The 25,218-nt window shown below is 41.9% G+C and carries 24 protein-coding genes and 1 tRNA gene; 8 read left to right on the forward strand and 17 right to left on the reverse strand.

Annotated features, from left to right (window positions below):
- Positions 1–81: 81 nt before the first annotated feature.
- The 3 genes from ABDD95_RS14585 to ABDD95_RS14595 all read right to left on the reverse strand — a co-directional run bounded on the left by ABDD95_RS14585 (position 82) and on the right by ABDD95_RS14595 (position 1,638).
- On the reverse strand, positions 82–507 hold the full coding sequence (locus ABDD95_RS14585; protein ID WP_345948074.1) for a hypothetical protein: 426 nt from the start codon (positions 505–507) through the stop codon (positions 82–84).
- A gap of 131 nt (positions 508–638) precedes the next feature.
- Entirely contained in the window at positions 639–1,175 is a 537-nt protein-coding gene (locus ABDD95_RS14590; RefSeq protein ID WP_345948075.1) for a hypothetical protein, read from the reverse strand.
- 73 nt (positions 1,176–1,248) lie between these two features.
- The gene (locus tag ABDD95_RS14595; protein ID WP_345948076.1) at positions 1,249–1,638 is read right to left on the reverse strand and encodes a hypothetical protein; all 390 of its coding nucleotides are present in this window, start codon (positions 1,636–1,638) and stop codon (positions 1,249–1,251) included.
- A gap of 206 nt (positions 1,639–1,844) precedes the next feature.
- Between ABDD95_RS14595 and ABDD95_RS14600 the strand changes: the two genes are divergently transcribed.
- Positions 1,845–2,249 carry a hypothetical protein gene (locus ABDD95_RS14600; protein WP_345948077.1) on the forward strand — a complete coding sequence of 135 codons (405 nt, stop codon included), beginning with the start codon at positions 1,845–1,847 and terminating at the stop codon, positions 2,247–2,249.
- A 62-nt stretch (positions 2,250–2,311) separates the two neighbouring features.
- Here the strand turns inward: ABDD95_RS14600 and ABDD95_RS14605 are convergent, their stop codons facing one another.
- The 12 genes from ABDD95_RS14605 to ychF all read right to left on the reverse strand — a co-directional run bounded on the left by ABDD95_RS14605 (position 2,312) and on the right by ychF (position 12,016).
- On the reverse strand, positions 2,312–2,785 hold the full coding sequence (locus ABDD95_RS14605; RefSeq protein WP_345948078.1) for a hypothetical protein: 474 nt from the start codon (positions 2,783–2,785) through the stop codon (positions 2,312–2,314).
- Positions 2,786–2,898: 113 nt separating this feature from the next.
- On the reverse strand, positions 2,899–3,327 hold the full coding sequence (locus ABDD95_RS14610; protein ID WP_352432908.1) for a hypothetical protein: 429 nt from the start codon (positions 3,325–3,327) through the stop codon (positions 2,899–2,901).
- Positions 3,328–3,442: 115 nt separating this feature from the next.
- Positions 3,443–3,826, reverse strand: coding sequence for a hypothetical protein (locus ABDD95_RS14615; RefSeq protein WP_345948080.1), 384 nt, complete (start codon positions 3,824–3,826; stop codon positions 3,443–3,445).
- 135 nt (positions 3,827–3,961) lie between these two features.
- Complete coding sequence (locus ABDD95_RS14620) at positions 3,962–4,198, reverse strand: hypothetical protein (RefSeq protein WP_345948081.1); 237 nt, start codon at positions 4,196–4,198, stop codon at positions 3,962–3,964.
- A 118-nt stretch (positions 4,199–4,316) separates the two neighbouring features.
- Positions 4,317–4,970 (reverse strand): alpha-ketoglutarate-dependent dioxygenase AlkB, encoded by a 654-nt coding sequence (locus tag ABDD95_RS14625; RefSeq protein ID WP_345948082.1) that lies wholly within the window; start codon positions 4,968–4,970, stop codon positions 4,317–4,319.
- A 279-nt stretch (positions 4,971–5,249) separates the two neighbouring features.
- Positions 5,250–5,735 carry a hypothetical protein gene (locus ABDD95_RS14630; RefSeq protein WP_345948083.1) on the reverse strand — a complete coding sequence of 162 codons (486 nt, stop codon included), beginning with the start codon at positions 5,733–5,735 and terminating at the stop codon, positions 5,250–5,252.
- A 229-nt stretch (positions 5,736–5,964) separates the two neighbouring features.
- On the reverse strand, positions 5,965–6,702 hold the full coding sequence (locus tag ABDD95_RS14635; protein WP_345948084.1) for a DUF4184 family protein: 738 nt from the start codon (positions 6,700–6,702) through the stop codon (positions 5,965–5,967).
- A gap of 547 nt (positions 6,703–7,249) precedes the next feature.
- The gene (locus ABDD95_RS14640; protein WP_345948085.1) at positions 7,250–7,636 is read right to left on the reverse strand and encodes a DUF2750 domain-containing protein; all 387 of its coding nucleotides are present in this window, start codon (positions 7,634–7,636) and stop codon (positions 7,250–7,252) included.
- A 134-nt stretch (positions 7,637–7,770) separates the two neighbouring features.
- A complete protein-coding gene (locus ABDD95_RS14645; protein ID WP_345948086.1) occupies positions 7,771–7,998 on the reverse strand; it encodes a hypothetical protein in 228 nt (75 codons plus the stop codon).
- A gap of 139 nt (positions 7,999–8,137) precedes the next feature.
- The gene (locus tag ABDD95_RS14650) at positions 8,138–8,623 is read right to left on the reverse strand and encodes a hypothetical protein (RefSeq protein WP_345948087.1); all 486 of its coding nucleotides are present in this window, start codon (positions 8,621–8,623) and stop codon (positions 8,138–8,140) included.
- A 2,103-nt stretch (positions 8,624–10,726) separates the two neighbouring features.
- Positions 10,727–10,798: transfer RNA gene (locus ABDD95_RS14655), tRNA-Arg, on the reverse strand.
- A gap of 120 nt (positions 10,799–10,918) precedes the next feature.
- Entirely contained in the window at positions 10,919–12,016 is a 1,098-nt protein-coding gene (gene ychF / locus ABDD95_RS14660; protein ID WP_345948088.1) for a redox-regulated ATPase YchF, read from the reverse strand.
- A 236-nt stretch (positions 12,017–12,252) separates the two neighbouring features.
- Between ychF and mgtE the strand changes: the two genes are divergently transcribed.
- The gene (mgtE, locus tag ABDD95_RS14665) at positions 12,253–13,614 is read left to right on the forward strand and encodes a magnesium transporter (protein ID WP_345948089.1); all 1,362 of its coding nucleotides are present in this window, start codon (positions 12,253–12,255) and stop codon (positions 13,612–13,614) included.
- Here mgtE and ABDD95_RS14670 read toward each other — a convergent pair whose 3' ends face one another.
- The gene (locus ABDD95_RS14670; RefSeq protein WP_345948090.1) at positions 13,615–15,417 is read right to left on the reverse strand and encodes a chloride channel protein; all 1,803 of its coding nucleotides are present in this window, start codon (positions 15,415–15,417) and stop codon (positions 13,615–13,617) included. It lies immediately after the preceding gene.
- A 59-nt stretch (positions 15,418–15,476) separates the two neighbouring features.
- Here ABDD95_RS14670 and ABDD95_RS14675 point away from each other — a divergent pair, with 59 nt between their 5' ends.
- Both ABDD95_RS14675 and ABDD95_RS14680 read left to right on the forward strand, forming a co-directional pair.
- Entirely contained in the window at positions 15,477–16,655 is a 1,179-nt protein-coding gene (locus ABDD95_RS14675; RefSeq protein WP_345948091.1) for an AIR synthase related protein, read from the forward strand.
- A 264-nt stretch (positions 16,656–16,919) separates the two neighbouring features.
- A complete protein-coding gene (locus ABDD95_RS14680; protein WP_345948092.1) occupies positions 16,920–17,351 on the forward strand; it encodes a sterol desaturase family protein in 432 nt (143 codons plus the stop codon).
- Positions 17,352–17,502: 151 nt separating this feature from the next.
- Here the strand turns inward: ABDD95_RS14680 and ABDD95_RS14685 are convergent, their stop codons facing one another.
- Positions 17,503–20,691, reverse strand: a complete 3,189-nt coding sequence (locus tag ABDD95_RS14685) for a carboxypeptidase regulatory-like domain-containing protein (protein ID WP_345948093.1) — start codon at positions 20,689–20,691, stop codon at positions 17,503–17,505.
- A 357-nt stretch (positions 20,692–21,048) separates the two neighbouring features.
- Between ABDD95_RS14685 and lpdA the strand changes: the two genes are divergently transcribed.
- The 4 genes from lpdA (at position 21,049) to nfi (ending at position 25,217) form a co-directional block, all read left to right on the forward strand.
- On the forward strand, positions 21,049–22,440 hold the full coding sequence (gene lpdA, locus ABDD95_RS14690; protein WP_345948094.1) for a dihydrolipoyl dehydrogenase: 1,392 nt from the start codon (positions 21,049–21,051) through the stop codon (positions 22,438–22,440).
- A 91-nt stretch (positions 22,441–22,531) separates the two neighbouring features.
- Positions 22,532–23,422, forward strand: a complete 891-nt coding sequence (locus ABDD95_RS14695) for an MBL fold metallo-hydrolase (protein WP_345948095.1) — start codon at positions 22,532–22,534, stop codon at positions 23,420–23,422.
- A gap of 175 nt (positions 23,423–23,597) precedes the next feature.
- The gene (locus ABDD95_RS14700; RefSeq protein WP_090466905.1) at positions 23,598–24,458 is read left to right on the forward strand and encodes an RNA polymerase sigma factor RpoD/SigA; all 861 of its coding nucleotides are present in this window, start codon (positions 23,598–23,600) and stop codon (positions 24,456–24,458) included.
- Positions 24,459–24,515: 57 nt separating this feature from the next.
- Positions 24,516–25,217: a deoxyribonuclease V gene (gene nfi / locus ABDD95_RS14705; protein ID WP_345948096.1), complete on the forward strand. Its 702-nt coding sequence runs from the start codon at positions 24,516–24,518 to the stop codon at positions 25,215–25,217.
- The last annotated feature ends 1 nt before the right edge of the window (position 25,218 follow it).

Raw genomic sequence — 25,218 nt, forward strand, 5'->3', positions numbered from 1 at the left:
TTACCTCTACCGATTATATCCATATTCGGCAGAGATAATGTCCCTGAAATTTTTGTCTTTTCAAGTCTGTATTTACAGCATCTACGTTGGTAAGGCTGTGCTTCCGATGTCCTGTGCGTCTCGCAAGTATTGCTCTTTGGGTATAAGTAGCGATTGCTCTCTAATGTAAACGCCTATTCTGAGCACACTGCAAATGAGTTGGGTTTGCAGCTTAAAGCGTTTAACTATACCATAACTACCATCCATGATGGCAATGATGATATGGGCTTTTTGGTCTTTTAAATCTTCACTTGCATGTTTCCAGCTATAAGTGTATTGTGCTGTTTCCGCAATATCATCAGCTGGCACCGGACCGTTGATATTCATTAGCCCTATCTGTTCACCTTGTAATTTGAATGCTGATGATACGTTGTCACCATTCGGTTCTATGACTTCACTGTAATAAAGACGGTAATCTTCAACCAGGCGTTTAATGGAAAACGATGTCTCATCAGGTAAAAGAACCATACCTAATAGCGTATTTGGCTTAGGTAGGCGTTTGCTACAGAGTCGATTGAGTAGGCCCATATGAGTGTCTAAAGTAGCATATTCCGTTTACAAGCTAAGACGCTTACACCTGTTGTAAGAGAGCGTTCAAGCTATTGTCTTTGTCTAAGACGTGGATCAAGCTGTAAGGTGGCATTAAACTGTAGAGTGTCTGTTATTGGTTTTAGCTTGACAGATTTATAGGTGTCACCAATCCATGCAAGCACTTTACCAACTTTACTGCTACTGCCTTCTGTCTCCAATCTTATCTTGTTATCACCTCTATACACAATTAGCTCAACATGCTGAACATCACTCGGGAACTGCATGCGCGATGTATCCAAGTGCTTGTAATCAATGCTGTCAAGCTTGTCAGTTAATTCGTTCCACAATCGTCTATTAATCCTTCCTCTATAACTTCTTTGCGCAATTGCACGCTTAACATAGGAACTATCGGCATAAAACTGATAACGAAGAGAACTGTCCATGCTGATAGCCATAGGAATGCATGGGGTTAAGCAAGTGCTTTTAGCATATTCTACCCGAGTGATTTCCTTAATCTCTTGTCTTACACATCCCGTCAATAAGCCTAGGCTTACCATAGCAAGCAATTGGGTGCTTCGTTTATAAGTTAAGGCTGTTAAGTTCATGGTTACTCTCTGCAATGTAGCATTTTCGATTACAAATTAAGATTCTAACCAATATGGCGTAAAACGGATCTGTCTAATCAACAAAAGTGCGCTTCTGGTAGGTAGTTGTAAGTTGGAATGTATCTTTCGATGGTTTTAAGAGTATTGTAGAGGGAGTGTTAATCAACCAATTAATAAGACTGTCTAAAGGTGTTATCGGATATGGCGAGAGATGTTTGCTTATTCTTTTTGTTTTTCCATTCAAGTGAACAATTATCTCTACTCCGTAAGCATCATTGATCTCACGCTCTTCCTTATTTATAGAATCAATCTGCTTATAGTTGACTTGTTCCAGCTTTATGTTCAAAGTATCCCATAGCTCCCGGCTTACAGTTCCATTGTAAAGCTTAATTGGTGGCCCTTCAGTATTGCAATATCCACTATCAACATAAAATTTGAAAGCAAGAGAACTGTCAAGCATCATAGCCCTTTTAGGTAATCTACACATTCCACTCGTTGCGAACTCTATCTTTGTTATTTCGTTTTTCCTGTGGACAGTTTGATTGCACGCTAAGAGAGAACATATGGTAGCAATGCCGAGTGGACTTAGCATTCTTTGTTTAAAAGTTGACGCTCTTAGGTTCATAATTTACTTACTGCAATGTAGCAATCTTTCCTTATCTTCATAGTATGGAACGCCTGCTTATCATAGCCTTTGTAGCATTGTTAACTTGTAAAGCATCAGCGCAAACCAAGGAGGAAGTTGAAAAGCTACTTGGTCATAAGTTGATGAATCAGGACGAACCAGGATTATCAGCGGTGGAGGCAAGTAAGTTGGTCGGTTCTGATGTTTACGTTAACGACACTATATACAGTTACAAGGTCATTAATGATAGGCTGGTTGTACTTTACATCGGAACTAGAACTCAAAAGGATGCTCTCGCCATTCTCATTAAAGGAAGAAATATTATATCCGATCCTAGAACATGGATTGACAGCAAGATGCATGTCAGTGGTAAGGTTACGCTCTACAAGCGTAAACCAGCGATTGTAGTAACTAATAGCCTTCAGTTAGGTACTCGTATTCAAATATAGTGCAACATTATTCTTATTCAGGTATAGCATCTATACCTGAATAAGAATAATGTTGCATTTCTCTAGCTGGTCTTTATCCACACAACATCCAGTTCCATGCCCTGGTATATAACCGCTGCGCCATTGATAGCGCTGATGATTTCATCGTAGTAGCACTTGGTCTTACACTTTGCAACTAATGTAACTTCATCTCTTTCGTGCTTGAGAGCAATTAATGCCGGATGCTCATAGTATTGCCACAGCTTTGCCAGTTGCTTCCGGTTGAACATCAAAGCAATTGGTTTAAGTCTACATAGCACCCGCCAGTAGCTGCCATTGTCGTCAATCATAGTCTTATCAGCAAGAGAGTTTAGTAAGGGCTGGTACTCGTCATCCATAAGATTCAATCTGCTGCTATAGAAATAAAATGCCTCACAGTCTTTTGTTAAGCTATCGAACGTGTCGTTCCATTTGCTTTCACTAATATCTATGTCATTGACCAGGTCTTTAATGGAGACAAGATTGAACTGGTGTTGCTTAATGTCGAGACTACTCATTGTATAAAGGAGTACTAATCTAACTATAAGGTGTTTATTTAAGCAGTTTAACTTTTAAAGAATCAATTGAGCGCTTGACTACTCTTTATAAGGGAAGATTGTAAAGGAATATGTTAAAGCAACTCCGTAATGGATAGTTGATCAAAGTTCAGTGCTTCGAGTATCCTCCTAGCTTTTAATTTATCAGCTACGTTGGCCTTGTCAAACTCTTTTATCAATCCACTTAAATACAACCTTTCGTTCCCGGTCAGGCCCTTAAAGTTAAGTAACTTCCTACCGCTTAACTCAACGCCCGTAGTAGTTATAAGATCATGTTTGCAGGTTGAGCAAGGTTCTGCTATTATAATCCAGTCTTCTGTGTTTACATTGAACTTGCTATTGGCATGTTCCTCTGCCTCTTCAATTGACTCATACCACTCATCCCAAGTGCATGCAGTGTCAGCAAGATTATCATAACCGAAGAGGTATGCTCCACCATCAAATTCATATATCATTAGCTTCAAAACGTCTGGGTGGGCAACGTTATAGGCGACTTTACGCATAATCGACATAGATTTAGGTATAAAGCTAAGTAAACTACTTTAAACGGTAAACCTCTAAAAGCGGCTACCTTGAATACCATTAAGGGAATATGGGATAGAAAGCCCAATTTTACTATTACTTCTTTCTTACAAGGATGCCACTGTTGGGATAAGTTAGATTGACAGCAAACTCTTGGTCATCGTTCATTTTGTACCAGTGCTTGTATCGCTTATCACTGAAAACATAGAAGTTTATGATTAGATAGCGTTGCTTAAATAGTTCAGATGAGAAGGTCACCTTTAAATTGTCCAAAGTCTGATTACCTTTTGGATAAGCATAGTGGTCAAACGTAAGTATTACTTTAGACGCATCAAGCACACTTTCTCCATCCGTTTCGTTAACTATTAAACGCCCCGGAGCATAATCAGCATAAATCACTTTGATAGAGTCACCATTTTGAATGCTTAACTTCAATGCTGTTAAGTGAAGTTCTAATTCATCATTGACCTGGACTACCAAAGGGATGTTTCTCGTCTGCTAAGCAAAGGCGTGTAAGCATGCGAAAGAGCACCAAAGTGATAATGCTAGAAGTGATTTGAACATGTGGTTTTATGCAAAATGATGTCCAAGATAATAATTAGTTTGTATGTGTCGTTAAGGTATAGTAGCCTGTCTAAAATAAGCTACCCTGAATGCCATTGATAGGCTGTGCATTGCTCTTACAGGTTCAAATGGTTTATCAAACTTAGATGCAGGTTCCTTTAAAGTTTTAAGCCACATATAGCTTTGCTCAGGCTCTGTAAACTCGATATAGTAAGGCATGTAGTAACCATTAACCACTGTAGTGCTCACTTTGTAGCCTCTGTAAAAGTCATTGCTTAGTGAGTTCATGTGAGCTATTTCAACTTGTAAAGAGTCAGGTAAACTTCCAAAGCTCCCACCAGCGCATTGATTACTTCTTTCCGCCAAAATGGGGTTTAATTATAAGTTCAACGACTGTGTATAATCATTAAGCTAAGCCTAAGTCTTTTAGTTGCTCAAGGCTTATACCAAATGTCTCGTCTAACAGTTTAGCAACTTTACCCTCAGGATTGATAGGGCGTACTTTTTTAGGTTTGACTTTACGGTATGTAATAGACACCCTTCTTTCGCGGTGCTTTATGTTACCGTCTATGTTATCTTTCTTCCTGGGCGGGATCGCATGCTTCCACTTTTTACGGGCGTCATCCTGCATAACGTATACAGAGCGTCTCGGAATTTCCACGTCTATCACTTCCTCGTTCTTACCCCTGATAAACCGCATGATGCAGCCGCTTCCAAGGTTTACGCCACAGATCTGATTTTCGTAGTAAGCTCTGTCCTTATGGGGCTTGATGCCCTCACCCGGAACATATTCGTTAATAATTACCTGATCCGGCTGCAGCAGTATGATACTCTTCTCCACCATTTCCTGGGATAGTTGGTGCATCAGTGGCGGCATGGTGACCGGAAAAGGTATCAGATCATAAGGTTTGTCCAGTTCATTGCGATAGCCGTAATATTGCAGTCTTCTTAAATAATCTACAATCCAAGTTTGGCTGTCAATTTCGTTTAACAACTGCTCTTCTCTGGCCTCGTCAATAAAATCAGGGTACAAAAATAAACCGGGCACTGCTGTTTCCATTTTCAAATGTTTATAACTGCTTATTATAAAATAACATTAAACCCTAACAACCAGGTTCAGGCTAAGTTTGCAATCTATGCTTACAATGTATTGCGCCTGTATTAAGACGGGAATTGCTGACAGCAAGCTGGAGATATTGAGACTGTAAAAGGATACCCAGGGTTCATGTACTACCTTAAACGAAGTGTACAATTTGATGGCCGGAAGCTTACTTTAGACGAGAGAAGGAATACCCCTGGCTATTATATACTAATGTCAGTAGTTGGCTAATCAATTCCATTACATCTTCTTCCAGTTGATATAGCCATAGCGATCAAAGTAGTCAAATACATCGCTCATTCTGTATAACTCAGGCTCGTACGGAAGTCCCATCTGTTTAATTAAGGTTAAGTGCTCCTGATGAGACTTAAAGCCTTTCACTTTCCGCTTAGCTCGAAGAATTACGAACCAAGCTTCTTTGATAGGTTGATAATCCAACGCAGTGTTTTTGCTATGTACCAATATGATGTCCTTTACAACCCTTACTTCCTTTGTTCCTGGAATAGTTAACGGTACTACACTTGTATCAGTTGATACCACAATCCAATCTTGGTTACCTGTAGCTGGAACAGTAGCCTCATAAGGCTTAATAAGCGGAATCCGGGCCATGTCAAAGTCCCCGGTGTCAGTATAAAACGAGTCGGCTGGTAGCTTTCCCGATGGCGTTGGTTTACAGGAAGCTATACAGAAACAAACTAAGATAATGAGTTTTAAGCTGGTACGCATATTTCAAGAATGAGGATTTCTATAGCTAATCCAAGGGTTTTAATATTATTTTAGATTCGCATTCAATAATGTGCTTAAACTACCCCAGTCCGGTATTCATGTGGTGGGGTAATGAGAGCACACAGAGTTGTGGCGAGCGCTACTTAAAGGATACCCAATTACGAGATACTACCTTGAAGTGTTAGCGACTATGTGCGGATGTGAGGGTAACTTTGTGGTGAGAATGAAGTCAATCTAATCTTCCTTTTCTCAAAGACAGTACTGATGCTAAGAGCAAACCCAACCAAAAACCAGCAATGGCGGTAACAACTACGTGGCCGTACTGACGATAGGAAAGACCACTAAGTAATCGTATTAAAAGTGTTATTGCTGTAACTCCTGCTGTTTGAAACCAATAGCTACTAATGTCTACATGTAAGATTTGCCTATGCTTAGGTAGCTTAAAAGTGGCAATTAAGATAACGGCCAAACCAAGTAAAGTACTAAGATGCTGGAACAGCTTATAAGTGTAAACCTGATGACTTCCTATGTGTTCTATATGTTTTAGTATGGGTACGGCAGAAACAAAGTATCCTGTCGGATGCGTAAAGCCATCCCAAAGTAAATGTGATGCGGTACCTATAAGTATAGATACGCTTAAAACTGCGAAGTACATCCAAGAGAACCCTATATCTATTGAGTGTGCTTTGAAAGATGACAATCTTTCGTTCAACGGTTTGGGGAGATGATCTATTAAAGGTTTTTTAACCCATCTCAAATAAATATAAACAAGTATCAGACCTAGAGGTAAGTCAAACCAAAACAACCCTGTTAAAGTATGACTGTAGATACTTTTAACCCTCATGCGTATGAAGTATTCAAAGTCTGGTGTCATGCTGCCTATTACTAAGCCAGTCAAAGAAAACCATCTTTTACTTAAGTTACCTAATGGTAACACAATAGCTGGATGAGCAAAGGTAAAGGGCATATCTTGCTAAGGTAATATATATTTTAACCATAGCTCAACCTGTGTGCGGATGGCTCAGCTAACTTTGAGAAGAGAATAGATGACGTTACAATCCATATCTTTAAACTATGTTAGTATGTGAACACCTACAAGCTTTAGAAGGAGACCTATTATTGGGCAGGCAAACAAGAAACATTTAGAGGTAAAGCATGGTCGTCTAACTGCCGTGAGTGGGTATACTTTAATTGTGTGTTAGATATTGAGAAACTTCGTCTTAAATATAGCCTACCAGAATTTGTTATTAACCATCACAATGACTACCTAGGGTCAGGCTTAGAGGTTGGACTGGTTTGTACTGTTTGCAAAGATGCCGTAATAGGAATTCATCCCACTTTAAGTTAAGACAGGATGATCTTTAATGGAGTTTAAGCTTAATGCGTCTGTGACTATTTGCGAGCGTGAGGCACCCTTTTGTGATTAACACTTCGTCAACGTCTCAAATCATTTATAAATGAAAATAAACTACAGGATAGAAGAGCTTAATAGCAGCTGAGTGTAATTGATTCTGTCAATAATTCTGTAGTTCGTCTGTTAAGTCCCGCACAAACTCCTCAATATTAACCACGAAACCCGTTGTGTCATTGACAGGAAATACATTTAACAGAAAGCCTTCATCTTGAATTGCATAAATTAGTTCCTCCTGAAACAACTCTAAGACAACCTCAATGACATTGAAGTTAGCCCAAGCGCCATTGATGCACATCCTAGCAAACTCTTCTGCAGACCATATCGGAAAAAGTGTTTTATCCCTAACTTCGGATACTGCCCAACTTCCATCGCTATCTTGCAAATAGTACAACTTTTCTGCATCAGCAATTCTCTTAATCGTGTATTTGTAACGTTCAATTGGTATTAAGGTTGATACCTCTCGAATTTCTTGTTCTGTGATTCTCATACCTACCGTGAAACTGATTTTAAAAATAACAACTCAAGTCAAATATAATGCTTCAATCTGTATTTATAGTGCAGGATTGCGAAGCCGTATGCGAGTGGAGTGAGGGTGAGGGCCTGAATGGAAGAAGCTTTGGACTATCTCATGGGACGCAAGTCTTGAGGTGTAGGATACATCTTCAATGGACTAAAGTCACCTTTGAAGATGTCAAGCTCGAATAACTTATCATCTGTATTCAAGTTGAGTGATATGAATACTGGCACATCATCTTCGTCGGTATAATCTGCTTGAACTAAATCTCTTTGATATATGTAGGGATCATCATTCTCTACAAAGCGAATACTTCCCATACCACCATCATTCATTGGATATACAGTATTTGGTATAATGAGTCCATCTGGTCTATCTTTGTCATACTGATTAGATAGCTAACCAATTGAAGCTCTTGATCACTAATATGTCTTGCTTGCAGCTTCTCCATCATAATTAACAGAATTATAAATACTAGTAATTAGGCGCTGAATCATTGCTGAACGACTCAAGCTCAATAGCTTCTTCGAAGTAAGCTTTAAACTTATCCGACAAGTGCTGATCTCTGAATTTCACTATGGTGTAACCACTATCAAAGCAAACGATCTCTACTTGCGCATTAGGGTGCTGTATGTTGCCGTTCTTCCAGATGAGTTCATTGAATTCTGCATATGGCAAGTTTTCCTCATCAACCCTTATAGTAGATGTCCTTGGCATACCTAACACCACTCCCCAAATGATTTGTGGGTTTGCATCAACCAGCGTTCGAAACTCTTCAGATGAAAGAATAAAGTAATCGCGCTCGAAGTCAACAGGTAGATTAGCTATTGTGTCCGGAAAGTAATCCAGGTCTGATATGAGCCAGTTCCAACCTTTGATTTCATCCATGATCGGTTTCAGCACCGCATTCAGATGAGTATGGAACTCCATCTTGCTACTATATCTTATTATCCAATTCATGTTATATGCCCCAACTATTTACTTTGCTAACAATAAACTTGTGCTGCACACAATCAAATTGAAAGGTAATTGTGGATCCTCCACTTACTCCTAATTTAAGATGGTTGCGCTTCAAATTTCCGGAATAAGGTACGATTGTAACCTCTAAGGTACTATCACTAACTTTAACAGGAGACATAATTGTATGAGTTAACCTTCCTTTATGCTCTTTGTATAGCCTTTTATAATTTTCAGAGGTTAGAAGTATTATCGGATACCCATTTACTTTCTCAGGAATTGTATCAATAAAATCCTGCTTCTTCAAGTAAACAGCTCTCTTTTTTCAACTAAAGTACCTGACCTTTGTGAGTAAGCGGTATCTAAATACTTAGTATACTCATCAAGCGCTGTCCAATAAATTTTATCACTTTCTTGCATTTGAGCTTAGAGAACAAGGCTAAGAGCAGTATAAATGATGTAATCGTTAGGCGTTTCATATGTAGCCCCAACTTACTTAGTTTGTCTGCCATTTGCAAATCGTCGCGAACCGGCTACGAATTGAGGAGAAGATCCTTGTAGAGAAAGCACGGAGTGCGACTACAAGGAATGCTTCACACAAAAAACTGGCGTTGGATTTGAAGCTGGGGCCTGTGCGTTTAGGTAATCAAATCCCATGACAGTTGTGAAGTCTTCTCCGATACGTAGGTGAGTAAAATTGTGGAAACCGCTTGACTTTGGTTGTAATGGAGCGTTAGCGTAATGCTACCAGCGGCAGAGAAAGGTTTCATGGAGCAACACCTTTGCTTAAACTCAAAGCGAGTGACAGATTGCGAAGCTAGGGCAAAAATAACTGCACATTCTATTTCCGGATGGTATTAGTATATAGGAATTGAAATAAAAATGTGCTGCATTGCGCGTATGGAGCAGTGGAGTGAAACGTGCTTGCAAAGCTTGTTGAACGTAACGAAATCTGGCGGTTGCTTTTGAGAAGCATTGGTGTTGCGTAATACCTATCTTCCTCGTGTCTCAAAGCGGACTAACCTAAAGATCCAGAGCATGCCTTTCTCGCGTAAACAACCTCTTCGAGCTAAGGGATGCTATGGTTCTGACTGTAGTGACACTTGTCTGTACAATTTTATCACTACCGAATTACATTTGAAGGATCGATTAAGGATTAGTGATAACTTACTATACTGTATATTACCAAATAAAGTTAAAGTCGTTGTATGTCGACCTATCCTCATGTTAAAGATTCTAGTTTAGTAGAAACCTATCCTGCACTTGTACAAGCACAGGCTTAACTAATTAATTGTTACTTTAGCATCGAACCTTTTCCTCAATGCACCGACTTGCCATTTTGCTGTACCTTGTGTTTATATCCTTACTAACTTATGCACAAAGTTTTGAGGAGAAAGCATATTTAGAAGTTGTCAAATCCGGTCCATCTACAGCGCCCAGTATTCTTGTTATTACAGTCAAGGACCTCAATTCAGGTCAAACAAAAGAGATAAGTGCAAGCATACAGTCTTTACACTGGTCTTTGTCAGAAGAGTCAGCAACATTAAAGCATGCCGGCATTGTACGCAAACTTCTAGCACATACTGCAGACAGTACCTTTTCATATAAAAATAAAGAAGCTCTTAAGCTTTTATACTTTCAAACATATCAACTTAGACGTAAGAAGACTATTGCAAACCTTATTGTTCGAATCACCTGAGAGATAGTCTAGCTCAGATGTGCAAGTTGCGAGAGAGCTTGAATGATTATTTAATTAAACAACGTAAAACCACTTATGATAAGCTATCTAAAGAACTGAACCGGATGAACACAAAGTTCTTCAAGCAATATTATCGCAAATATGGATTAAGCTTCTGTCATGTTGCATTCAAATATGGTATAGTCTCTTATTATGGCGATGAGGATCCAGAAATCGATTTTGAGAAGCTCGTTAAGTAAGTGGGGATACCAAAGCAATGGTTCTGACCGTGCTGGCACTGCCATTTGTTCTATCGGGTTAGACTTACCAAGTTGGCAGTCGTAAACAAGAACTGCAGTTTAAATTGATTAATAATTATACACATCCAATAAAAAAGCGCTTCAGGACAATCCCAAAGCGCTTTGACGTGCTCCCGAAGGGATTCGAACCCCTATCGATGGTACCGGAAACCATAATTCTATCCATTGAACTACGGGAGCATTGCGGGTGCAAATATATTGTTTTTTTAGAACCAAGAGCCAAGAAACACTACCCAAGAGAAAACTTCCTATTTATATTGTAGTCTTAGCTCCCGGCTCCTGTTTCCTGGATCTCAAACGCTATACGTTGAACCTGAAGTGCATGATGTCGCCATCCTCTACAATATAGGTCTTGCCTTCAACGCTTAGTTTGCCGGCTTCCTTGCAGGCATTTTCTGAACCGTACTTTACAAAGTCTTCATATTTAATTACTTCAGCTCGGATAAAGCCTTTCTCAAAATCGGTATGAATAACGCCGGCTGCTTGTGGTGCTGTAAAGCCTTTGGTGATGGTCCAGGCGCGTACTTCCTGCACACCCGCGGTAAAGTAGGTACTTAGGTTTAACAGCTTATAAGCGGCTTTAATAAGTTTAGTAACGCCTGATTGCTCCAACCCTAAGTCTTCCAAAAACATCTGGCGTTCTTCGTAGGTTTCCAGTTGTGCAATTTCCGATTCAATTTGGGCAGAGATGATCAGCACTTCGGCGTTTTCTTCCTTAACGGCGTCACGCACTTTTTCAACGTAAGTATTGCCCGTGTTTACATCGCTTTCGCCCACGTTACATACATACATCACCGGCTTGGCGGTAAGCAACCAAAGGTCACCTATATGTTCCTTATCTTCTTCAACAACCGGTGCTGTACGGGCCGATTTACCGCTAAGCAAATGATCTTTGTACACGCTCAGTACTTCAAACGCTTTTTTGGCATCCTTATCGCCAATTTTTGCGGCCTTCTCTATCTTTTGTAATTTCTTTTCAACCGAATCTAAATCTTTCAACTGTAGCTCAGTATCAATAATTTCTTTGTCGCGTATCGGGTCAACAGAGCCGTCAACATGTATTACGTTATCATCGTCAAAGCAACGCAGTACGTGGATAATAGCGTTGGTTGCGCGGATATTGCCCAAAAACTGGTTACCCAGGCCTTCACCTTTACTGGCGCCTTTTACCAAACCGGCAATATCAACAATCTCAATTACGTTAGGCACCACGCGCTGCGGATTAACCAGTTCGGTTAACTTAGTGAGGCGCTCATCCGGAACGGTAATTACACCCACATTGGGCTCAATTGTACAGAAAGGAAAGTTGGCCGCCTGTGCGCGGGCATTTGATAAACAGTTAAAAAGCGTTGATTTGCCCACGTTTGGCAAACCTACTATACCACATTGTAAACCCATTTTTCGTTTTTTAGTTATTGGCTCATAGGTTATTGAGGTTTATAGCGCAATTCATATTACAACTATTTAATAACTTACTTGTATCAACTTAATAACAAAGTAACTCAATAACCACCACCAAAAATTCCCGCAAAGATAATATAAAAACAACCTTAAAATTTGAAAAAATAAACGACTTTTGCGGGCGTTAAGTAAACGGAAAACATTCACTAAAAATGTAAACAAGAGGGCCTGATATGGAAGAAATGGTTGAACAAGTAGAGCTGTTACTGGAAAGCGACGATAAACAACAGCTACGCGACTATTTGAACAACCTAAACATATCGGAGGTGGAGGAACTGATGGGCGAACTGCCCGAGCATGGCCCTGTTTTTCTCGACCTGCTTTCGCTTAACCGGGCGGTAAACGTTTTCCGTATTCTCGACTTCCCCACCCAGGAACGCCTGCTCAAAAAACTTTCAGGAAAAAAGATTGCAGAACTGATCAACGAGCTGCCGCCCGACGACCGCACATCGCTGTTTAGTGAAATGCACGGCGACACAGTAAAGAACCTCATACTGCACCTGCCACCGCACGACCGCAAGCAAGCCCTGGCCCTGCTGGGTTATGAGGAAGACAGCGTTGGCCGGCTCATGACTCCCGATTACATTGCCGTTAAAAAAAACTGGGATGTGGTGCAGGTTCTTTCGCACATCAGGCGGTATGGTAAAAATTCCGAAACCATCGACGTAATTTATGTAATTGACGAAAACGGTGTTCTGCTGGATGATATACGTATACGCGAAATACTATTGGTTGACCCGGCCACTAAAATAAGCGGCCTGATGGACGACCGGCTGATCTCTTTAAAAGTGAACGACCCTCAGGAAGAAGCCATCAACATCTTCAGGATGAACAACCGCGTGGCTTTACCCGTTACCGACAACAACAACCTACTACTGGGTATAGTAACAGTTGATGACATTTTGTGGATAGCCAACGAAGAGTATACCGAAGACATACAAAAAATTGGTGGTACCGAAGCACTGGACGAGCCTTACCTGGATATGCCCCTGCTTAAGCTGGTTAAAAAACGTGTAGGCTGGCTTATTATTCTTTTCCTGGGCGAAATGCTAACGGCTACGGCAATGGGATATTTTGAAGGGCAAATTGCAAAAGCAGTGGTGCTGGCGTTATTTGTTCCGCTAATTATATCAAGCGGTGGTAACAGCGGTTCACAGGCATCAACCCTCATCATACAGGCCATGGCATTGGGCGAGGTTACGGTGGAAGATTGGTGGCGCGTAATGCGCCGCGAGATCCTGTCGGGCCTATTGCTGGGCGTTACACTGGGAGTTATTGGCTTTTTCAGGATATTTATGTGGACACTGTTCAGCAATATTTATGGTCCGCATTGGGTATCAGTTGGCTTAACGGTAGGTTTGGCACTGGTTGGCATTGTATTATGGGGATCATTAGCCGGTTCCATGCTGCCATTACTGCTTAAACGCCTTGGCTTAGACCCTGCCACATCATCTGCACCATTTGTAGCCACACTGGTTGATGTTACCGGGCTTATTATCTACTTTACCATTGCGGTGTCTATTATGCACATTTAATTATCTGTGCGGAGACTGTACCGAACGGGCTGCAAATAAATCAGCATCCTTGTGCTGTTGAATAAATACTTGCCGGTATTGGTTAAGCAAGCCCGATTTAGATATAAACCCTGCAAATTTACCATCACGTATTACAGGCAACTGCCATACATCCAACTGGTCAAATACATTCATTACGCTGCTTACAGGCTGGCTGTAGCTAATTACAGCCGGAGGTTGCACCATTATGTCGGCCACTACTGCATCAGGTTGGTTAGCCTTAAACAGTTGCTTGCGTATTTCGTCCATCCATATCACGCCCTCCAACTGGTGATGGTTGTTAAGCACCGCAAAAATATTGGCGTTACTGGCTGATAAAATATTATAAAATTCTGACACCGGCATATCCCGGTTTAACGCCGTATACTGCTTGTTAATAATGCTTTCCAATTGTATGTTGTTCAATGTGCTGTAGTCAGCATCCGGATATACCTCTTTTTCGTGAATAAGCGTATGCCAGTACATATTGTGCGGATTAAACGCCCGTGCAATAATGTAAGATATAGCAGAAACCACCATCAACGGAATGAACAAAACATACCCACCGGTAATTTCGGCAATCAAAAATATAGCCGTTAGCGGGGCGTGCAAAACGCCGCTTAGTGCGCCAGCCATACCTACTGCAATAAAATTACTGGTGTTTAAATGTATAAGGCCGGTTTGGTTAACGCCATAAGCCAGCAATAGTCCTAAAAACGCGCCGGTAAACATGGTGGGCGCAAACGTACCACCGTTACCCCCAGCTCCGAGGGTTATTCCTGCCGCTATAATTTTAATTAATATTAATGCCGCAATAAACAACAGCATAACCAATGGCTCCGACAGCCAATCGGCATACAGAGATTCTTCTTTCAGCACCTCAATATTGCCATTCAGAATTGCTTGCAGGTAATGATACCCCTCGCCCAGCAACGGCGGGAATAACAAGATCAGTATACCCAGGAGCAAACCGCCTGCAGCCGCACGTACATAGCGATTTTGCTTCATAAAAATACCTTTCTCCAGGTTATCGGCAACTTTGGTAATATATACCGCTATCAGTCCGCTCAATATACCTAATATGAGGTAAAATGGCAGAGCTTCAATAAGCCAGCCTTCGGTAACCAAATGGAATAATTGACCGGAGTGCAATGCCTTACCAACTACAACGCCGGTTGCCGAAGCAATTAGTAGCGGAATAAATGTAGGAATAGTGATTTCGCCGATTAAAATTTCGAGTGCAAACAGCACCCCTGCTATAGGGCTGTTAAATACAGCAGCAATACCGGCCGCCGCACCTGCTGCCAGCAGTATGGTTTTTTCGTAAGTATTTAGTTTAAAGAACCGGCCAATATTAGACCCTATGGCCGCGCCCGTACACACAATTGGTGCTTCCAAACCCGACGAGCCGCCAAAGCCTACCGTTAACGAACTGCTGATAAGGTGAGAATAAGCATTGTTGGAGGCCATGTTCGCTTTATTCTTCTTAATGCTAATGAGAATGCTGCCGATCCCTTTCTGTATCTGGTCGCGGTTTATGACGTGCTGGTAGGCCACAGCCAAAAGTAAACCTATGGCAGGCAGTAATAAAAAGCTGTAATGATATGGAACATGTAAAGCCAGCTCACGGCTTAAGTGTTCCATTAAGTGCACCATATACTTTAATGCTACTGCCGACAGGCCACCAACAAGGCCTACCAGTACGCTGCAAAATATCAAGAAGCTACGTTGCGAGGTTTGTCGTGCACGCCAATGGTTCAGTTTTACTAATATTGTTTTTAACATAGGCCGGATGATGTAAGGCAAAGTAACGATTTTTAATACGGTAAGCCGTATATTTGACCATGATTTCTGACCAACGATATGATCAGCGTGGGGTTTCGGCCTCTAAAGATGATGTGCACCAGGCCATCAAGAATATTGATAAAGGCTTATACCCCAAAGCATTCTGCAAAATTATCCCCGACATATTAACCAACGACCCTGCATACTGCAATATTATGCACGCGGATGGCGCGGGTACCAAGTCATCACTGGCTTACGTGTACTGGAAACAAACCGGCGACGTTTCAGTTTGGCGTGGCATTGCTCAGGATGCCATTATCATGAATCTGGACGATCTGCTATGCGTTGGCGCTACTGACAATATCCTGCTCTCATCAACCATTGGCCGTAACAAGAACCTGATACCCGGCGAAGTTATTGCCGCCATTATTAACGGCACCGAAGAAATTTTAGAAGATTTACGCAGCCACGGCATCGGCATTTACTCTACCGGTGGCGAAACCGCCGATGTAGGCGATCTGGTACGTACCATTATTGTAGACTCTACTGTAACCTGTCGTTTAAAGCGCGAAGATGTAATTTCCAATCACCGCATACAGGCGGGTAATGTAATTGTTGGCTTAGCCTCATACGGGCAGGCCACTTACGAAAAAGAATACAACGGCGGCATGGGCTCCAACGGACTTACATCTGCGCGCCATGATGTGTTTAATAAAACCGTAGCACAACAATATCCCGAAAGCTTTGATCCTGCCGTGCCTGAGAGCCTGGTATTTTCGGGCGGTAAAAATCTTACGGATTTAATTGACATTGGCAACGGACGAACCATCACAGCCGGTAAACTGGTGTTATCTCCTACCCGTACCTATGCACCGGTTATTAAAACTATTTTAGACAGTTACCGCAGCCAGATACATGGTATGGTGCATTGCAGCGGTGGCGCGCAAACCAAGGTGCTGCATTTTGTGGATGATGTGCATGTGATTAAAGATAACCTGTTTCCTATTCCACCGCTGTTTAAGCTAATCCAGGAACAATCGGGCACCAGCTGGCAGGAAATGTACAAGGTATTTAACATGGGCCACCGTATGGAGCTTTATGTACCCGAATCGATTGCTGCCGACTTGATCAAAATATCACAAAACTTTGGCATCGACGCCCAAATTATTGGCCGTGTTGAAGGTGGCAAAAAGCAAGTGACCGTTAAATCGGAGTTTGGCGAGTTTGTATATAATTAAGTGGAACTGTTAAAGTATTTAAGCTGCCAAACGGATGAAATGCTTTGGCTCGTTTTTTTACTTGAAAATTTAGCAGTTACCGTTAGTTCGCTTTTATTTGGCGCCCTGATACTTAGGCTTTGCAAAGTAAAACAAGGCAAGGCAACTCCACGCGAATATGTTATTTGAATAGGTACTAACTTAATAAACACAGCCGTTACCTATGCAGGTTTTAAGCTTTGGGTATATCATTACATAGCCTTAAGCTTTTCGTTTAACTGGTGGATGATGGCAGATAGCCTGCTTTTGTTTCTGGCTATGGATTTGGCTATGTATCTTTTCCATTATGCCATTCACCACTCATTTGCATACAAATGGGTACACCGCCTTCATCATACCTATCAGGATCCAACGCCAGTTGATCTATATGTTCTTCATCCTTTAGAAACAGTTGGCTTTGGTGCACTCTGGCTTATGGTACTTTGCGCGTATGCGTTTAATTTTTATGCTGTAGCCATATACCTTACGCTCAACGTGCTATTTGGCATTATTGGCCATTTAGGTATCGAACCCCTGCCAAAACGTGTTCAAAACAAAATGCCCTTAAAATTATTGGGCACATCTTCATTTCATCATAACCATCACCGCGATGAAGGCTACAACTTTGGCTTTTATACCTCCATTTGGGACAGGTTATTTAATACGTATAAACATTAAAAACATCCGGTTAATTGGCTACCTGCTAATATTTTGAACCTTCATAAATAGGTTAACAACGAGGCTCACTTATTTCAGGATGAGATATTTAAACAAAAAAAGGCCGGTTCAAATACTGAACCGGCCTTTTAACTATTGCAATGATAATAGCTTAGAAAGAGTAACGTACGCTTAACTGTGCTCTCCAACGTGAGTTGAAGTCGCTGATTTGGTACGGTTGCAATTTGCCATCAATTGAGTTAAGCCTTGATTTGTCAAAGTAAAACTGAGGGTTTGCAGTAGTAGTTGCATTGTAGAATAATGGTGCACTTAAGTTACTTAAGAAGTATGAACGGCCCCATGATTTTTTCAACAGGTTACCTACGTTTAATACGTCGGCAGTGATTGAAAGTTTATGTTGTTTGTACACGTAAAAATCCTGGCTAACTTTTAAGTCGAAGTGATTTTCCCATGGTAAACGGTCACCGTTACGCTCAACCACACGGCCTTGGTGCTTGCTTAGGTACTCGTTACCAGCAATAAACGCTTGGAAATCGGCCCATTGCTGTGCAGCTGGAACAATGAAAGTTGAAGTAGTACCAAATTGTGCTTCAGCTAAAGTAGCCGGAACATAAGCTAAATCCGCAGCACCAGTTCCTCTGTTGGTTGCATCATCACCGTGGATGTCGCCGTTGTATAACCAGCTAAATACCTGACCTGATTGACCTGTATACACTAAACCAAAGGTAGTAGCCATACGATCGTGCAGATAACGGAAAGTTTTAGATATATAACCTACAAAACGTGATCCCGGATCGTAGTTAGAAGTAGCCAAATCTAGGTTGTTTTGACCGTTAACTGAGTAAGCAAAACGCCAGTTAGAATAAGCAGTTGAGCTGGTACCATCGTTCAATGATGTAGAGTGACCGAAGGTGTAAGCTAAGCTACCTACCCACCCATTGCTCATTGGTTTTTGCACCTGCCAGGTTAAGTTGTAAGCAGAACCTTTGTTGGTATTGGTTAAGTAAATAATATCAGTAAAGCCGGTATTAGCTCTCACACCGTTATAAAACGGACGGTTAATATTACCTGTTTTAACTGTACCTACTTGTGGGCCAACGTTTAAGTTTTGATAAAGGATATCGTTGATCTTTTTGGTATACAACGCTTCAAACGTACCAATTAAACCCCAGAAACCTAATTTTTGGTCTACGGCTAAGTTAGCGCGTAAAGTTTGAGTAAATTTAAAGTCTTTGTCGGTAACGTTGATCTCATTAGGAGCATTGCTACCACCGGTAGTAGCGCCCAGGTGTAAATCGTTCGGATTATAGTTGAAACGAATTGGCGCTAAAGCAGTACCAGTTGCGCTGTAGCTAACAATGGTAGCACCGGTTTTACCATACTGATTTGAAATCCAAACGTAAGGTACTCGGCCTGTAAACAAACCTGCACCACCACGTAATTGAGTAGATGCATCACCATGGATATCCCAGTTAAAGCCTGCACGTGGTGCAAACAGTAATGAAGTGCTTGGCGGCCTGTTGGTTTTCAGGTCGTATTGCTGTGCAATGTTAGAGTTGTTGAAAGTAGGGTTTTCGGCCGGATCGTTAAAGAAGATAGGTGCATCAACACGTAAGCCGTAAGTTAAACGGAACTTATCGCTGATTGACCATACGTCCTGACCGTAAACGCTTAACTGAGCCGATTTAACGATTGACGGAGCATCAGGGCTGCTTGGATCAACAGAATAGTAAGCTTGGTAACCAGTTGGTGCTGTGGTGTTATCCTTAAATGCTTGTATAGTGGTATAACGGTTATAATAACCATAATAGTTCTGAACAAAAATGTTGTTCGATTTATAAAAGAAGTTATCGGTACCAAAGGTAATCGTGTGCTTGTTTTTATAAAGTGTGAAGTTATCAGTAATGGTAAAATTATCCTGACTTAACCTGTTACGAGCAGATGAAGCTTCAGAACCTAAGTTGTAGTTTAACCCGCTTTGCTGTATATATACAGATGGGAATGCACCGGTTGTTCTAAAGTCGCGGGTTGATGTATAAGTAAAACGCAATACGTTTGAAGCATTGTTTGATAAAGTACTGTTTAATTCTACAACCGAAGAGTTGTTTTTAGAATTAAAAGTGTAACCACTGTTAGCAAACGTCATGGTGGTTGCGTTACGGCTTAGGTTATCACTAAAACCTTTGGTGTAGTTATGACGAACAGTTAAACGGTTTTTATCGTTAATGTTCCAGTCTAAACGACCAAATACATAGTCAGATTCTTGTCTTTTCAATATTTCGCCGTAACCGCCTATATCATATTTATAAGTGTTTAACACATAATTGCGTAAATCCTCCAATACAGTAGGGTTAAATTGCGAGCCCGAACCAGCAATGGTTGGGTCATTTTGCAAAGGCGTTGAGTTACGGATACGCTCGTAGTTACCAAAGAAAAACAATTTGTTTTTAATGATAGGACCTCCTAAGCTGATACCGGCTGTTTGATTTTTAAATTGCTGGTATTTAGTGTCGTTTAAAACGCTTTTACCCAGCAGGTCTTCGTTTTGCATCAAACCGTAAACCGAACCATGGAAAGTGTTTGTACCGCTTTTAGTTACTGCGTTAATACCACCACCGGTAAAACCACCTTGGGTAACATCATACGGAGAAAGCAGGATTTGCAACTCCTGGATAGCTTCGATAGAGATAGGGTTAGTGCTTGCCTGGCCACCGTTAGTACCAGAGCTTGCTAAACCAAACGCGTCATTAGACAAAGCACCGTCAATTGTAAACTGGTTGTACTTGTTGCTTTGACCGGCGAACTCCATACCAAATGCCGAACCATCGCTGTTACCGTTACGTGAAACACCTTGTGGCGTTAAACGGGCAAAATCCTGAATGTTACGGTTAACAGTAGGCAAGCTTTGTAATTGCGCTGATGATACGTTAGTTGCAGTACCTGTTCTTTGCGGGCTGATTACGCTACCACGACGTGCAGCGTTTACCGTTACGGCGCTTAACTGACGGCCTTCTTCCAACAATACGGCGTCAACCTTTAACGGCTGACCTAAGCTGGCAGCTAAATCGTTGTAAGTAACTGTAGTAAAGCCAACAAAGGTAATTTTAATGGTGTAAGGACCACCGGCACGTACGTTGGGAATAGTGTACTGGCCGTTACCTCGGGTTACCGTGCTGTAGTTAGTACCGGTTGGTACGTGGGTAGCAACAACAGTTGTACCCGGCAGCGGCTGCCCCTTAGAGTCTTTTACTGTTCCTGTTATGGTACCGGTTGTTACCTGCGCAAAGGCAATAGCGGTAGTAAACAAGAATAGAAGTGCGAGAAGTAAATTTTTTCTCATGCTTTTTGTTTTTGTTTAATGAACGTTTAAATAGTTTTAAATTCAATGCAAAGATATACAAAGGCTTCAGTTTCAGTGTTAAGTTAATGTTAATAAATATTAGAAATTTTTCACATTTCGTAAAAATATTGTTGATATATTCAACATAATATCGTATAAAATTGCATTTCATTAAACATTGTGCAAAATTAGTCACATAATGCCCTATAATTTACCCAAGGTGTGTTAACAGTGTGTTACCACCTAAATCACAGCCAAATCATATTACTGTTTATACCCTCGTTAAGGTACCCAGTGCTCTTTATTGTATCAGCCTTTTTATTTAGCTTTGGTGCCGAACTGAAAAAGTAAAACATAATGAACTACGATTTAATTGTTGTCGGATCTGGTCCTGGTGGATATGTAGCAGCTATACGCGCTTCACAGCTGGGTTTAAAAACAGCCATCGTTGAAAAAGAATCATTAGGTGGTATATGCCTTAACTGGGGCTGTATACCAACCAAAGCTTTATTAAAGAGCGCCCAGGTGTTTGAATACATAAACCATGCGGCCGATTACGGTATTAAAGTAGACGTAAAAGGCGAACCTGATTTTGACGCGGTTGTAAAACGCAGCCGCGGCGTAGCCGATGGCATGAGCAAGGGTGTTCAGTTTTTAATGAAGAAGAACAAGATTGATGTAATTATGGGCTTCGGCAAACTCAAAGGCAAAGGAGCCGTTGAGGTTAAAGCTGCCGATGGTACCGTTGCCGAGCATACAGCTAAACACATTATATTGGCTACCGGCGGCCGCTCACGCGAGTTACCTAACCTGCCGCAGGATGGTAAAAAAATTATAGGTTACCGTCAGGCTATGGTGTTGCCTAAAAAACCACAATCCATAGTAGTTGTAGGTTCGGGCGCTATAGGTATTGAGTTTGCTTATTTCTACAATGCTATGGGTACCAAGGTAACTGTAGTTGAATACCTGGATAACATTGTACCTGTTGAAGACGAAGAAATCTCAAAACAACTGGCTCGTTCATTAAAAAAACAAGGTATCAACATCATGACCGGCTCAACTGTTGAATCGGTTGATACCAAAGGCGATTTGTGCAAGGTAAGCGTTAAAACCGCTAAAGGTGTTGAAACGCTTGAAGCTGAGATTGTACTTTCGGCCGTTGGTATTGCTACCAACCTGGAAGGTATAGGCCTTGAAGAAGCTGGCGTTAAATTCGACAAAGGCAAAGTACTGGTTGATGATTTTTACAAAACCAACGTTGAAGGCATTTACGCCATTGGTGATATTGTTAAAGGCCAGGCGCTTGCACACGTGGCATCGGCCGAAGGTATTATATGCGTTGAGAAAATTGCAGGTCAGCATGTGGAGCCGTTAAATTACAATAACATTCCGGGCTGTACTTACTGCTCTCCGGAGATTGCTTCAGTAGGTTATACCGAAAAAGCGGCCCGCGAAGCCGGATACGAAGTTAAAATTGGTCGTTTTCCATTCTCAGCATCAGGCAAGGCCAGTGCAGCAGGTGCAAAAGACGGTTTTGTTAAAGTGATATTTGATGCCAAATACGGCGAATTCTTAGGCGCGCATATGATTGGCTACAACGTAACCGAAATGATTGCCGAGGTTGTGACTGCCCGCAAGCTGGAAACAACCGGTCATGAAATTATTAAATCGGTGCACCCTCACCCTACCATGAGCGAGGCTGTAATGGAAGCTGCTGCCGACGCGTACGGCGAAGTGATCCATTTATAATCACCAGCCGCCTAAAAGGCGGAGTACGAAAATAACCAAACACATTTTAAGCCCTCCTGTTCTTCGTATCAGGAGGGCTTGATACTTATATATGATCATCAATCGTCAATCTTCTGCTTCCCCTTCAGGAAGCGGGGGAGCAAAACTATTTTCCATTAACACAGGGCTTTTTAAATTGGATGGCGGAGCCATGTTTGGTGTAGTGCCTAAGGCTATATGGAGCAAAACCAACCCGGCAGATGATAACAACCTGTGCACCCTGGCCATGCGCTGCCTACTGCTGCAGGACGGCGACCGACTGATTTTGATTGACACCGGGATAGGCAATAAGCTCAGCGAAAAAGTTTTGCCTTATTACCACCTGCACGGTGATGATACGCTGGAAAAATCTTTAGCGCAACACGGCTTTACCCCGGCTGATATTACAGACGTATTTCTGACGCACTTACATGTGGATCATGTGGGTGGTGCGGTAGCAAAAGAAGGCGGGCAACTGGTTCTGGCCTTTCCAAACGCTACCTATTGGAGTAACCAAAAGCATTGGGACTGGGCTACAGTTAACCCCAACGTTCGTGAGAAGGCATCCTTCTTAACTGAAAACATCATACCGCTACAGGAAAGCGGGCAGCTAAAGTTTGTAGACGTACAAGAGGGCGAATCTTTTACTGCCAACATGCAGGTATTCTTTGTATCCGGCCATACGCAGGCCATGATGCTGCCATTGTTGCAGTATAAGGGCAAAAAAATACTTTACGTGGCCGATCTGTTTCCCACTGTTGGCCACTTGCCTATTGCCTACGTAGCTGCTTATGACACGTTTCCCTTACAAGCCATGGATGAAAAACGTACTTACTTACAGCAGGCGCTGGAGAATGATTATATCCTGTTTTTTGAGCATGACGCACTTAATGAATGCTGCACATTGCAGCAAACAGAAAAAGGCATACGTGCAAAAGATGTTTTTAAATTGACAGACATTTAATTCAAAATTAAGTGTTTGGTACAATTGATGTGGCAATAAATGCAAACAATTGCGTGTGAAAGTGAATTTGTATAAATAATTATATTGTAATTATCAAATACAATAAGGATATTCAGTAACAAATTTATACCTTTGCACGTTCAATTCTAAAACAAGAATCGAGGTAATAACGTAGATGAGACAACTCAAAATAACCCAATCCATTACCAACCGTGAGTCACAATCGCTTGACAAATATCTGCACGAAATTGGTAAGGTTGACCTGATAACTGCCGAGGAAGAAGTAATATTAGCCCAAAAAATACGCGAAGGCGACCAGGCCGCCTTAGAACGCTTAACTAAAACCAACTTACGTTTCGTGGTATCGGTTGCTAAGCAATACCAGAACCAAGGCCTTACCCTGGGCGATTTGATTAATGAGGGTAACTTGGGTTTGATTAAAGCGGCCAAACGTTTCGACGAAACCAAGGGTTTTAAATTTATATCATACGCCGTTTGGTGGATCCGTCAATCCATTTTGCAGGCCATTGCTGAGCAATCACGTATTGTACGTCTGCCATTAAACCAGGTAGGCTCATTAAGTAAAATTAGCAAGGCGTTCTCTAAACTCGAGCAAGAGTATGAGCGCGAGCCTTCTCCTGAAGAACTAGCCGACATCCTGGAAACTACGGTTGATAAAATATCAGACACGCTGAGCAACTCCGGCCGCCATGTATCTATGGATGCGCCGTTTGTACAAGGTGAAGAAAACACGCTGTTAGACGTACTGGAAAACCAGGAGCCTAATACCGACTCTATCCTCATCAACGAATCGTTGTCTGAAGAGATTAAACGTTCACTGTCAACTTTAACAGAGCGTGAGCGCGAGATCATCGTATTGTTCTTTGGCTTAGGCACCAACCATCCCCTGTCTCTTGAAGAGATTGGCGAGAAATTTAACCTGACCCGCGAACGTGTACGTCAGATTAAAGACAAAGCTTTACAACGCTTGCGCCATACATCGCGAAGCAAAATCTTAAAATCGTATTTAGGTTAATCCTACTGCATATGAAGCCCTCCCGACACATCGGGAGGGCTTTTTTGTTATATAGGCATGCTACCAACACAATATGAGCAACTAACGCCCGAACAGGCTATAGCCTTACAGCAAGAGCTAAGGCAAAAGATCAGGATTGAGCCGTTGGATAAACCGATCCGTATCATAGCCGGTTCTGATATCTCCTTTAACAAATATTCAGAAGTAGTTTATGCCGGTATTGTGTTGCTTAAATATCCGGAGATGGAGATTATCGGGCACTCATCAGCCATTAGCCGAACTACGTTTCCTTACATATCAGGCCTGCTGGCCTTTCGCGAAGTGCCGGCCCTGCTGGAAGCCTGGGACAAACTGGAAACCAAACCCGACCTGTTGGTGCTCGACGGACAAGGCATTGCACACCGCCGCCGTATGGGCATTGCTTCGCACTTTGGTGTGATAACCGACACGCCCACCATCGGCAGCGCCAAAAGCCGCTTGTTTGGCCGCTACGATGACCCTGCCAATGAGCCTTTTGCGCAAAGCCCGATGTACGACCGCGAGGAAGTTATTGGCGTGGCTATCCGCAGCAAACGCAACTGTAATCCCATCTTCATTTCCCCAGGCCACCGTGTAAGCATGGAGCAAAGCGTACAGATTATTAAACACTGCCTAAAGGGCTACCGTATACCCGAACCCACCCGGCAGGCACATATATTGGTGAACAAAATTCGGGTAGAGAACGGGCCAGGCGAGCATTCGCAGTTGTCTATGTTTTAAA

The organism is Mucilaginibacter sp. PAMB04274, assembly GCF_039634385.2.
Lineage (GTDB): Bacteria > Bacteroidota > Bacteroidia > Sphingobacteriales > Sphingobacteriaceae > Mucilaginibacter.

What these genes read in the sequence shown, in the direction of transcription:
- ABDD95_RS14605 (WP_345948078.1), bottom strand. Translation starts at nt 2,785, where the DNA reads ATGAGTAGTCTCGACATTAAGCAACACCAGTTCAATCTTGTCTCCATT.
- ABDD95_RS14630 (WP_345948083.1), bottom strand. Translation starts at nt 5,735, where the DNA reads ATGCGTACCAGCTTAAAACTCATTATCTTAGTTTGTTTCTGTATAGCT.
- lpdA (WP_345948094.1), top strand. Translation starts at nt 21,049, where the DNA reads ATGAACTACGATTTAATTGTTGTCGGATCTGGTCCTGGTGGATATGTA.
- ychF (WP_345948088.1), bottom strand. Translation starts at nt 12,016, where the DNA reads ATGGGTTTACAATGTGGTATAGTAGGTTTGCCAAACGTGGGCAAATCA.
- ABDD95_RS14600 (WP_345948077.1), top strand. Translation starts at nt 1,845, where the DNA reads ATGGAACGCCTGCTTATCATAGCCTTTGTAGCATTGTTAACTTGTAAA.
- ABDD95_RS14700 (WP_090466905.1), top strand. Translation starts at nt 23,598, where the DNA reads ATGAGACAACTCAAAATAACCCAATCCATTACCAACCGTGAGTCACAA.
- ABDD95_RS14640 (WP_345948085.1), bottom strand. Translation starts at nt 7,636, where the DNA reads ATGAGAATCACAGAACAAGAAATTCGAGAGGTATCAACCTTAATACCA.
- nfi (WP_345948096.1), top strand. Translation starts at nt 24,516, where the DNA reads ATGCTACCAACACAATATGAGCAACTAACGCCCGAACAGGCTATAGCC.
- mgtE (WP_345948089.1), top strand. Translation starts at nt 12,253, where the DNA reads ATGGAAGAAATGGTTGAACAAGTAGAGCTGTTACTGGAAAGCGACGAT.
- ABDD95_RS14610 (WP_352432908.1), bottom strand. Translation starts at nt 3,327, where the DNA reads ATGCGTAAAGTCGCCTATAACGTTGCCCACCCAGACGTTTTGAAGCTA.
- ABDD95_RS14620 (WP_345948081.1), bottom strand. Translation starts at nt 4,198, where the DNA reads ATGAACTCACTAAGCAATGACTTTTACAGAGGCTACAAAGTGAGCACT.
- ABDD95_RS14680 (WP_345948092.1), top strand. Translation starts at nt 16,920, where the DNA reads ATGATGGCAGATAGCCTGCTTTTGTTTCTGGCTATGGATTTGGCTATG.
- ABDD95_RS14650 (WP_345948087.1), bottom strand. Translation starts at nt 8,623, where the DNA reads ATGAATTGGATAATAAGATATAGTAGCAAGATGGAGTTCCATACTCAT.
- ABDD95_RS14670 (WP_345948090.1), bottom strand. Translation starts at nt 15,417, where the DNA reads ATGTTAAAAACAATATTAGTAAAACTGAACCATTGGCGTGCACGACAA.
- ABDD95_RS14695 (WP_345948095.1), top strand. Translation starts at nt 22,532, where the DNA reads ATGATCATCAATCGTCAATCTTCTGCTTCCCCTTCAGGAAGCGGGGGA.
- ABDD95_RS14645 (WP_345948086.1), bottom strand. Translation starts at nt 7,998, where the DNA reads ATGAATGATGGTGGTATGGGAAGTATTCGCTTTGTAGAGAATGATGAT.
- ABDD95_RS14635 (WP_345948084.1), bottom strand. Translation starts at nt 6,702, where the DNA reads ATGCCCTTTACCTTTGCTCATCCAGCTATTGTGTTACCATTAGGTAAC.
- ABDD95_RS14625 (WP_345948082.1), bottom strand. Translation starts at nt 4,970, where the DNA reads ATGGAAACAGCAGTGCCCGGTTTATTTTTGTACCCTGATTTTATTGAC.
- ABDD95_RS14685 (WP_345948093.1), bottom strand. Translation starts at nt 20,691, where the DNA reads ATGAGAAAAAATTTACTTCTCGCACTTCTATTCTTGTTTACTACCGCT.
- ABDD95_RS14595 (WP_345948076.1), bottom strand. Translation starts at nt 1,638, where the DNA reads ATGATGCTTGACAGTTCTCTTGCTTTCAAATTTTATGTTGATAGTGGA.
- ABDD95_RS14585 (WP_345948074.1), bottom strand. Translation starts at nt 507, where the DNA reads ATGGTTCTTTTACCTGATGAGACATCGTTTTCCATTAAACGCCTGGTT.
- ABDD95_RS14675 (WP_345948091.1), top strand. Translation starts at nt 15,477, where the DNA reads ATGATTTCTGACCAACGATATGATCAGCGTGGGGTTTCGGCCTCTAAA.
- ABDD95_RS14590 (WP_345948075.1), bottom strand. Translation starts at nt 1,175, where the DNA reads ATGAACTTAACAGCCTTAACTTATAAACGAAGCACCCAATTGCTTGCT.